5 protein-coding genes are annotated in these 4,736 nt (G+C 62.9%); all 5 read left to right on the top strand.

The features are described from left to right. The coding region (locus ACFFAR_RS25045) for a HipA domain-containing protein (protein ID WP_375508648.1) at window positions 1-1,075 on the top strand (1,075 nt) is incomplete at its 5' end. A gap of 371 nt (window positions 1,076-1,446) precedes the next feature. Then, complete coding sequence (locus ACFFAR_RS25050; protein ID WP_062170246.1) at window positions 1,447-2,322, top strand: IclR family transcriptional regulator; 876 nt, start codon at window positions 1,447-1,449, stop codon at window positions 2,320-2,322. Beyond that, a complete protein-coding gene (locus tag ACFFAR_RS25055; protein WP_174365353.1) occupies window positions 2,319-3,302 on the top strand; it encodes a 2-dehydro-3-deoxygalactonokinase in 984 nt (327 codons plus the stop codon). Before ACFFAR_RS25050 ends, ACFFAR_RS25055 begins: the two co-directional genes overlap by 4 nt. Before the next feature lie 13 nt (window positions 3,303-3,315). Then, window positions 3,316-3,996: a 2-dehydro-3-deoxy-6-phosphogalactonate aldolase gene (locus ACFFAR_RS25060; RefSeq protein WP_062000263.1), complete on the top strand. Its 681-nt coding sequence runs from the start codon at window positions 3,316-3,318 to the stop codon at window positions 3,994-3,996. Beyond that, on the top strand, window positions 3,993-4,736 hold a 744-nt coding region (locus ACFFAR_RS25065), incomplete at its 3' end, for an SDR family oxidoreductase (protein ID WP_375508649.1). The genes ACFFAR_RS25060 and ACFFAR_RS25065, both read left to right, overlap by 4 nt.

The raw sequence follows: 4,736 nt of genomic DNA on the forward strand, positions 1-4,736 counted from the left end.
AAACGCTGCGGCCGGCGAAGAGGGCGGCGTAGATGCGGAGGCGGAGTACACGGCCGATCAGCAGGAAGGCGCGCCATCCGTGCGTCGAATCGTCCTCAACGATGAATTGAGCGACCGTATTCGTCGTCGGGATGAAATTCCCTTCCCGGTATGGGATCGCAAGCTCCGGCTGTCAGTTGCGGGCTTCCAGGACAAGTTGCAGGTGCTGGTCGAAGGTGAATCAATTTCGCTTGTAGATGGCGGCCCCATCAGTTCCACGCACATCCTCAAGCCGGAGTCGCTTAACCCCGCATCCGCCTTCATGGTGGCGAACGAGCACTACTGCATGACGCTGGCCGCGCGCATCGGATTGCCGACGGCGGCCGTTGAGATTCGCCGAATTCCGGAACCTATACTACTCATCGAGCGATTTGACCGGCAGGCAGAACTTGATCCCGCTGACGGCGTCACGGCGCTTCGAGTTCGCCGCACGCACGTCATTGACGGGTGCCAGGCCCTGGATCTGCCTGTGAGCCTCAAGTACGAGCGCAACTTCGGCAACGCTCCGGCGGTTCGTAATATCAGAGAGGGCGCGAGCTTCGAAAAGCTGTTCTTGCTCGAGCGACACCTGGAGAATCCTGCTCAGGCTCGCCAGATCATGCTGCGGTGGGCGCTATTTCAACTCTTTATCGGCAACAGTGACGCCCACGGCAAAAACCTGTCTTTTCATGTGCGGCCTGCGGGTTTGTCGCCCGCGCCTTTTTATGACCTTGTCTCCGTCAATGCCTATGGAGACGCGGTCGAACAGGACATGGCGCTGGCTTACGGCGACGCCTTCCGGCTGGACGAGGTCACGGCGTTTGAGCTTGCGGACTTTGCAAACCGAACCGGTACGCCCCGACCGCTTCTCGCACGCGAACTCACGCGTATGGCGCTTGCAATAAAGCGCGTCTCCGGAGACTTGGCGCGTTCGGAGATCTACGTGGCCGAGGAGACGCGACTGGTGCAGCGCATTCACGGCTTCGTGACCGTTCAGGCCGATAAGCTGTTGCAACTGGCTCCCGCGGTACCCCGAATCGACCGGTCGCTGCTGTAGAGGGTTCATCTGGAACTCAGCAAACAAGACCGCGCCAGCGGGGTTTTTCGCATTTCATCCCAACGTGACGAAACAAACTCAATGCTCCCAATATGTGAACACATCAATCACATATTGAATAATTCAGCGACGCGGCTCTAAAATCCGATCACAGCCAAACGGCAGTTCCATGAGCCTCGGGTAATCCCGAAGAGCTCATGCAACGACAAAAGCAATCGGAGACGTGTCATGAAATCGCCAGCGCAATCGCATCTGCTCGAGCATCCGCGCGTCCAGCACTCCTTACTGATGAAAACCCGCACTGTCTCGTTGGCGGGCTGATGAGTGTCATGACCAAGACCCTGAACTCCACCATCGAAGCCGAATTGTCGATGGACCGCGTCATCGCCGAGCAGGACGCAAGTGTCGCCAACGAAGCCCAGGCATCGGCCGCCGCGCTGCTCGACCTCACGCCCCAGCAAGCCGGCACGCAAACGCTGCTGCGCGGCCTCGCGATCCTCGAAGCGGCTGCAACCGGCGCGCGCGATCTGCGCAGCATCGGTGCGGCGCTCGGCACGACCCGCAGCACGACGCACCGGCTGGTCAGCTCGCTCGTTCAAGCACGCTATCTGCGCCAGGTGGGCGGCGGTTATCTGCTCGGCCCGAAGCTGATCGAACTCGGCACCATCGCGCTTGAACAAATGCCGCTTACCGCGGTGGCGCGGCCGCATCTGCAAGTGCTCGCCGACTACACGCACGACACCATCCACCTCGGTGTACGCGATGGTGACGACGTGCTGTACATCGACAAGATTCCGGGCACACGCGGCCTCGAAATGCGTTCCCGCGTAGGTCACCGCATGCCGATGGCGTCCACCGGCATCGGGAAGGCGATGATGCTCGACCTGCCGCCCGAAAAGTGGTCGACGCTGCTCGAAGCGTCGCATCGCGTGCTTGCGAAGGTGAGTTTCCGGCCAGATCACCAGCCTGATTCGGATACCTTCGTGCAGCGCATGACGCGCTATGCCCAAGGCGGTTTCACCTTCGACCTGGAAGAAAACGAAGCGTCCATCCGCTGCGTCGCCGCGCCTGTGCGCGATGCATCCGGCGCGATCGTCGCGGCGCTTTCGGTGGCGAGCACGATCCCCTACATGCCGACCGAGCGCATGGAAGAACTGATTCCCGTCGTGCAGCGCGAAGCGCGCGCGATATCGCAAGAACTCGGCTGGCGCGTGCCGCAGCCCGCAACACGCAGGATCAAACGATGAGCGTTGCCCACGACCAATCCACGGCTGCGCTGATAGCACTCGACTGGGGCACCACGGCGCTGCGCGCCTATCTCCTCGATGCACATGGCGTGGTGCTGGACACCCGCGCGTCATCGGCGGGGATCATGAATTTGCCGCGCCCGGCGGCGGAAGGCGGTTTCGATATCGTCTTCGATGAAACCTGCGGCGCGTGGCTAGCCGCCAACCCGCAACTTCCGGTGATCGCTGCCGGCATGGTCGGCAGCGCGCAGGGCTGGGTGGAAGCGCCGTATGTGACCACGCCCGCGGATTCCGCAGCGCTGGTGGCGGGCATCGTGCGCGTGACGACGAATAAGGGCGTCACGGTGCATATCGTGCCGGGCGTGCTGGAAGACGGCGCGCTGCCGAACGTGATGCGCGGCGAAGAAACGCAGATCTTCGGCGCGCTCTCCGGCGACACCACGCACAGCGAGTTGATCGGCTTGCCGGGGACGCATGCGAAGTGGGCGTTTGTATCGGCGGGACGGATCGAGCGCTTCTATACGTTCATGACCGGCGAGACCTTCGGCGCGCTGCGCGATCACACGATCCTCGGCCGCACGATGCGCGCCGCCGATCAGCACGACATGCCGGCGTTCATTCGCGGCGTCGATACCGCCAAGGACGCCGGCCACGCCGGCATGCTGGCGACGATCTTCAGCACGCGCACGCTGGGCCTGACCGGAAAACTCAAGCCCGAACAGCAGGCCGATTACCTCTCGGGCCTGCTGATCGGCCACGAATTGCGCGGCCTCAACGAAGTGCTCGCACGCGAGCAATCGGACCTCGCGGGCAAGACGCTCAGGCTGATCGGCAACGATGCGCTGTGCGAGCGGTATCGGCATGCGCTTGCGCGCTTCGGTTGCAACGATGCCCAAACCGTCGCCCACGCCACCGAACGCGGCTTGCACGAAATCGCGCTGCAGGCCGGGCTGATCCGCTCGACGGCCAGCGCGAACTAATCAGGAGCAGAACATGAGCGATATCGATATCAACCTTCCCGGCCCATACACGCCGCACGCCGGACTTGCCGCTGCGTTCAGCGCATGTCCGCTGATCGCGATCCTGCGCGGCGTGACGCCGGCGGACGCCGCCGACCATGGCCGCGCGCTGTACGAAGCGGGTTTTCGGATCGTCGAAGTGCCGCTGAATTCGCCGCAGCCGTTCGACAGCATCGCGGCGATCCGTCAGGCGCTTCCCGCCGATGCGATCGTTGGCGCGGGAACGGTCTTGCATCCGCATTACGTGGGTGAAGTGAAAAAGGCCGGTGGCGAATTGATCGTGATGCCGCACAGCGACGGCGATGTGGTGCGTGCTGCAAAGTCTCAAGGTTTGGCATGCGCCCCGGGCGTGGCGACACCGAATGAAGCGTTTATCGCGCTGAAGAATGGCGCCGATGTGCTGAAGATGTTCCCCGCCGAGCAACTCGGCGCGCACGTGGTTAAGGCGTGGCGCGCGGTGATTTCGGCGAAGGTTCCGCTCGTGCCGGTCGGCGGTATCGCGCCGGACAACATGGGGCCGTTTCTCACCGCGGGCGCGAACGGATTCGGTCTCGGCTCGGCGTTGTACAAGCCGGGCCAAAGCGCGGCGACGACCCTGGCGCATGCGAAGGCATACATCAATGGATTGGCGGTGGCGCGAGGCCAGAAGAAATGAACCGGCTTGCAGGCAAGGTCGCGATGATCACCGGCGCCGGGCGTGGCATCGGCGCTGCGATTGCCGCTGCGTTCGTGCGCGAAGGCGCGGCTGTGGTTCTGGCGGAACTGGATATGGGTCTGGCGCGCGAAACCGCGCAGCGGATCGGCTCCGCTGAAAACGTGCTCGCCAACGTGCTCGCGGTGCAGACGGACGTGACGCAAAGCGCATCGGTGCAAAACGCGGTCAAGGAAGCTGAAGCGAAATTCGGTCCCGTCGATGTGCTCGTGAACAACGCCGGCATCAACGTGTTCTGCGATCCGCTGACCATGACCGACGACGACTGGCGCCGCTGCTTCGCCGTCGATCTCGATGGCGTCTGGAACGGTTGTCGCGCCGTATTGCCGGGCATGGTGGAACGCGGGCGCGGCAGCATCGTGAATATTGCGTCCACGCATTCGTTCAAGATCATCCCGGGCTGCTTTCCGTATCCGGTGGCGAAGCACGGCGTGATCGGGTTGACGCGGGCGTTGGGGATCGAATACGCGGGGCGGCAGGTTCGGGTGAATGCGATTGCGCCAGGTTACATCGAAACGCAGCTCACCCACGACTGGTGGAACGAGCAGGCCGATCCGGCAAAAGCTAAACAGGCAACGCTCGATCTCCAGCCGATGAAACGCATCGGCCAGCCGGAACAAGTGGCGATGACGACGGTGTTTCTCGCATCCGATGAAGCGCCGTTCATCAACGCAAGTTGCATC

It is taken from the genome of uncultured Caballeronia sp. (genome assembly GCF_964243625.1).
Lineage (GTDB): Bacteria > Pseudomonadota > Gammaproteobacteria > Burkholderiales > Burkholderiaceae > Caballeronia.

Coding starts and splice junctions, on each gene's coding strand:
- ACFFAR_RS25050 (WP_062170246.1), top strand. CDS start 1,447: ATGGACCGCGTCATCGCCGAGCAGGACGCAAGTGTCGCCAACGAAGCC.
- ACFFAR_RS25055 (WP_174365353.1), top strand. CDS start 2,319: ATGAGCGTTGCCCACGACCAATCCACGGCTGCGCTGATAGCACTCGAC.
- ACFFAR_RS25060 (WP_062000263.1), top strand. CDS start 3,316: ATGAGCGATATCGATATCAACCTTCCCGGCCCATACACGCCGCACGCC.